This is a genomic window from Pedobacter sp. 05L430, from assembly GCF_056397585.1.
Genome location: NZ_JBFTNT010000328.1, coordinates 1 through 4,454 on the forward strand (window position 1 = coordinate 1; position 4,454 = coordinate 4,454).

At 37.7% G+C, this 4,454-nt stretch carries 5 protein-coding genes; 2 read left to right on the plus strand and 3 right to left on the minus strand.

The window, feature by feature from the left end; all coding sequences use genetic code 11:
• The coding region (locus tag AC1DG9_RS23845; RefSeq protein WP_477635367.1) for a SusD/RagB family nutrient-binding outer membrane lipoprotein at nucleotides 1-599 on the plus strand (599 nt) is incomplete at its 5' end.
• A 58-nt stretch (nucleotides 600-657) separates the two neighbouring features.
• Here the strand turns inward: AC1DG9_RS23845 and AC1DG9_RS23850 are convergent.
• The 3 genes from AC1DG9_RS23850 to AC1DG9_RS23860 form a co-directional block, all read right to left on the minus strand.
• The gene (locus AC1DG9_RS23850) at nucleotides 658-1,890 is read right to left on the minus strand and encodes an MFS transporter (protein ID WP_477635368.1); all 1,233 of its coding nucleotides are present in this window, start codon (nucleotides 1,888-1,890) and stop codon (nucleotides 658-660) included.
• 40 nt (nucleotides 1,891-1,930) lie between these two features.
• Nucleotides 1,931-2,596: a FadR/GntR family transcriptional regulator gene (locus tag AC1DG9_RS23855; RefSeq protein WP_172663325.1), complete on the minus strand. Its 666-nt coding sequence runs from the start codon at nucleotides 2,594-2,596 to the stop codon at nucleotides 1,931-1,933.
• Nucleotides 2,597-2,720: 124 nt separating this feature from the next.
• Complete coding sequence (locus AC1DG9_RS23860; protein WP_172663326.1) at nucleotides 2,721-3,209, minus strand: lipocalin family protein; 489 nt, start codon at nucleotides 3,207-3,209, stop codon at nucleotides 2,721-2,723.
• Between the two features lie 118 nt (nucleotides 3,210-3,327).
• Between AC1DG9_RS23860 and AC1DG9_RS23865 the strand changes: the two genes are divergently transcribed.
• The gene (locus AC1DG9_RS23865; protein WP_337714901.1) at nucleotides 3,328-4,446 is read left to right on the plus strand and encodes a trans-sulfuration enzyme family protein; all 1,119 of its coding nucleotides are present in this window, start codon (nucleotides 3,328-3,330) and stop codon (nucleotides 4,444-4,446) included.
• The last annotated feature ends 8 nt before the right edge of the window (nucleotides 4,447-4,454 follow it).

Here is a 4,454-nt window from a genome sequence, read left to right on the forward strand (position 1 = left end):
ATACCGATATCAGCAAACATCCCTTATATCCTGGAGGAACAGGTTCAGGAGCTGATTTTGCTCCTCTAGGTAAATACTCCCGACCAAGAACTGATGTATACCTAAAACTTGGCGGACCCATTTTTATCATAACGTATGCCGAAACACAGTTTTTACTCKCTGAGGCAAAACTGAAAGGATGGAATGTTCCCGGCACCGCGGCGGAACATTATTCAAATGGTCTGAGGGGTGCATTGCAATCAATGGAACAACAGGATCTACAGGCAAAAATAGCCCCTGAAATCATCAACGCCTACGTAAATGAGCATCCATTAACCCAATCTGACCTGGAAACAGCCCTTAATCAAATTAACACCCAGTATTGGGTGGCTACAGGCACCAATTTCAATTTTATTGAATCCTGGCTAAATTGGAAAAGATCCAATTACCCTAAATTGATACCTGTTAACTATACTGGTAATGTAACTAATGGGACCATACCCAGAAGAATGATATACCTATCCTCTGAAGCTTTGAATAATCCTGAAAACTATAAAGCTGCAGTTGCGAGATTAAATGGTGGTGATGCACTAACATCAAGGGTATGGTGGGATAAATAAAAAGTACTCCTAATTCACCATTATTTAATGAATAAAGGAGTACGATCGAGCGTAAGAATTATCTTTTTTTACTACCCTCTATATTTGGGAGAAACCCTGTAAAAATCCCAATCAAAGGAAGAAAAGCACAAATTTTAAATACATATTCAATACTGGTCTGATCGGCCAGCTTCCCCAAAACTGCGGAGCCTAATCCGCCCATACCAAATGCAAAACCGAAGAACAGACCAGCAATCATCCCCACTTTTCCGGGTACCAATTCGGTTGCATAAACCAGTATTGCAGAAAATGCGGAAGAAATAATTAAGCCAATAACAACAGATAAAGCACCTGTCCAGAATAAAGAAACATACGGCAGCAATAATGTGAATGGCGCTGCACCTAGAATTGAGATCCAGATGATATACTTACGGCCAAATCTATCTCCTAATGGTCCTCCAATTAACGTACCGGCAGCAACAGCCCCTAAAAAAGCAAATAGGTAGACCTGAGACTGCTGCACCGACACATTAAATTTATCCATTAGGTAGAATGTATAATAGCTAGTCATACTAGCCATGTAGAAGTATTTTGAAAAGATAAGTACCATCAAAATACCTAAGGAAAGTACCACTCGGTTCTTAGATAAATTATGATGAACCTCTTCCTTAAGGATGCTTTTATTTAATGCCTTTAAGGCCAATTGTTCCTGATACCATTTTGCAACCCTAGACAGTACTACAATACCTAAAATTGCAGCTAATGAAAACCATATAAGGTAAAATTGACCATGAGGGACAACTATAATTGCCGCCAAAAGCGGACCTATAGCACTACCTGCATTTCCACCCAGCTGAAAAATAGATTGTGCAAGTCCCTTTTTACCTCCGGAAGCTAAATGTGCTACMCTGGAAGATTCCGGATGGAATATTGAGGACCCTATTCCTATTAAACTTACTGCAAGAAGGATATTTAAAAAACTGGAAGCAAAGGACACAGCTACAAGTCCACAGAGCGTAAAACCCATTGCAATAACAAGTGAATACGGGCGGGGCCTCTTATCTGTATAAAAACCAATAAAGGGTTGCAATATTGATGCTGTTAGCTGATAAGTTAAAGTGATAAGACCTATTTGAGCAAACGTAAGACTGAACTTTTCTTTTATTACAGGGTATACAGCAGGAATTACTGCCTGAAGCATATCATTAAGTAAATGTGTAAAACTAATTGTGAATAAAATAGAGAATACTGTTTGCTGTGTAATTCTCTTTGTGTCGATAACGGCAGTGTTTGTAAAAGATGTTTTTTCCATATTTTTCAGATCAGATCATCTGATGAATTTTAATAAATTTTTATTGAGATACGTGTCCTAATATTTTTGCGGCAATGTTCCAGGCCTTTTTTGGGTCTCCGGCGATAATGCTTTTTAGCAACTGCTCATGATATATGTAAGTTTCTTCGAAGGCTCTGGCATCTGAATGTGTTTGAAGGAACCAATTTTTTAAATGAATGGAGGCTGATTTATATAAGTCGGCAAGTATTTCATTCTTTGAAGCTTCGGCAATTGATATATGAAATTGCACATCTGCTTCAATACATTCATCTATTAATCCCTCCTTGGCGGCTCTTCTTCTGTTTTCCAGATGAGTTCTTATGATTATAATATCACTTTCAGTTCTGTTAAGTGCTGCTTTCTCTGCAATTTTCATTTCAAGTAATTGCCTAACCTCATCCAGATCTTTAACATTCGCACGCTTCAACCGCAAATCCATAGGTTCCCTATTTGCTGTTAGCTGATCTACAAAAGTTCCAATCCCTTGTTGAACTCTAAGTAACCCAGAATTAGCTAATATTTTTATGGCTTCCCTTATAGTTGAGCGTCCGACACCAAAGTTTTTCATTAATTCCGGTTCTATCGGCAACTGTTCATTCACTTTGTATTGTCCAAGAGAAATCTGCTCACTTAATCGCGCGGCTACTTCATCCGCAAGAGACTTTTTTTGTATAAGATCTTTCATGTTAATTCATCATATCATCAGATGAATTCAAAGGTAGAAATTAAAATACATCTAACAAAGAAATCAATAAAAAAAGGGCTCAAAACTAATTGAACCCTTTTCCCTAAACCAAACTATTTTACTCTTATTTCGCTGCTTTTGTAAAATTCAAGACAATGTAAGCAGTTTTTGCTCCATATTCTACAGGTGATTTAATAACCATACTATTGCCATCTGTAGAAGACAATACCGATCTGTAACCAGAAGTTACGTTTTTGGCTTTTTCGCCTTCAAAGATCTTTTTGAATTGGAATGTCTCGTCAGCAGGACTTACTGACCAGTATATTTTCTGAGTTTTTGCAGTACACTCTCCTCCACCTGGTAAGGTATAGCTTCCGTTTCCGCTATTAGTGAGACTCCAGGTACTTCCTTTGAAGCAAGTATAAGAACCTTCATCAAACAATGATTTTACTGCTGATTGCGGCAAGCCTTCAAATGTAATATCATTTAAAACCCAATTACCAGTTACATTACCTTTCTTTAAACTTTGAGTTGCACCACCTTTAGGCGAACAACTTTGCAAAACCATTAACGAACTGCATAAAATGGCTGCTATCAGTAATATTCTTTTCATATTCTTCTTTAATTTGATAATTCAATTACATAAATCTTGCCAAAACTTAAGGCGAATAACATTATACCCTTAACTTTGTTACATCTTATGCCCAATCTTAACTTTTAACCCCGTAATAATGAAGCCAGAAACACTTGCAATACATGCTGGAAATTTATATAAAGTCAGYACTAATGATGTTACACCTCCTATAAATCTATCTACCACATTCCTGAGAGATGAAGATGGTGGCTACTCTGGTGGACATATGTATAGCAGAGTAAGTAATCCAAATAGATCAGCACTGGAAAATGCGCTTTCAGAATTAGAAAAAGGTGTAGAAGCCTGTGCGTTTTCTTCAGGAAATACGGCTGGAATGGCAGTTTTTCAGGCTTTAAAACCAGGAAGCCATATCATTGCTCCTGACGACATGTACTGGGGTTTTAAAAAACAACTGCGGACCATTTTTAAAGATACTCTTGAAATTGATTTTATAGATCTTACGAACCTTGATAACATAGCAAAATTCATTAAGAAGAATACTGTATTGATATGGATAGAAACCCCTTCTAATCCATTATTAAAAATTACAGATATTGCCGGGGTTTCCAAAATCGCCAAGGAGAACAACCTTATTCTTGCATGCGACAGCACTTTTGCTTCGCCATGCTTACAAAACCCTATTGATTTTGGGGCGGATATTGTAATGCACTCTTCCACAAAATATATTGGTGGCCATAGTGATGTTCTGGGTGGGGTACTTATCACGGCAGAAAAAAATGAATTTTGGGAAAAGATCAGAAACATACAGCAAGTTGGTGGAGCAGTACCCTCTCCTTTCGATTGTTTTCTGTTAATAAGAAGTATCAAAACATTGGCATATCGCATGCGCGGCCACTGTACTAATGGATTGGCTTTAGCATTACATCTAGAAAAACACCCTGCTATTGAAAGAGTTTATTATCCGGGATTAATAACCCACCCTCAGTACGACATCGCAAAAAGGCAAATGAATGGCTATGGAGGAATGTTATCGGTGTTAGTTAAAGGTGGATCTGATGAAGCCAGAAAAGTGGTTAATAAAGTTAAAGTCTTTGCGCAGGCTACAAGTTTAGGTGGAGTTGAAAGTTTAATAGAACACCGTGCATCTGTTGAAGGACCTGACACCAAAACCCCACAAAATTTAATTCGGATATCTGTTGGGCTTGAGCATATAGATGATCTAATAGCAGATTTAGATCAGGCACTTGCAGGATAAAATCAAGC

What these genes read in the sequence shown, in the direction of transcription:
- AC1DG9_RS23855 (WP_172663325.1), bottom strand. Translation starts at nt 2,596, where the DNA reads ATGAAAGATCTTATACAAAAAAAGTCTCTTGCGGATGAAGTAGCCGCG.
- AC1DG9_RS23860 (WP_172663326.1), bottom strand. Translation starts at nt 3,209, where the DNA reads ATGAAAAGAATATTACTGATAGCAGCCATTTTATGCAGTTCGTTAATG.